At 39.6% G+C, this 227-nt stretch carries 1 pseudogene; it reads right to left on the bottom strand.

What is annotated here, in order from left to right:
- A pseudogene (locus NI466_RS15895) lies at positions 1-227 on the bottom strand (transposase); the annotation flags it as partial.

Genomic DNA, 227 nt, shown 5'->3' with positions numbered 1-227 from the left:
TTATTGTTATGGATGAAATCCACCATTATTTGTGTGGGCGGTCGAGCTCCGCCTGGGCGAAAAAAGCGGCTGCTTTACGTAGAATTTCATTGGCACGCTTTAATTCTTTAATTTCACGTTCCATTTGCTTCATTTTTTCTTGATCAGATATCTGTTGTACTTTAATAGGATTTTGCTGATCTAAATGCTTTTGATGCCAGGCACGAAGTGTTTCAGGAGTACAACCA

Source organism: Acinetobacter lwoffii (assembly GCF_024129595.1).
GTDB classification, from domain to species: domain Bacteria; phylum Pseudomonadota; class Gammaproteobacteria; order Pseudomonadales; family Moraxellaceae; genus Acinetobacter; species Acinetobacter lwoffii_O.
This window is presented reverse-complemented; position numbering and strand designations above follow the sequence as displayed.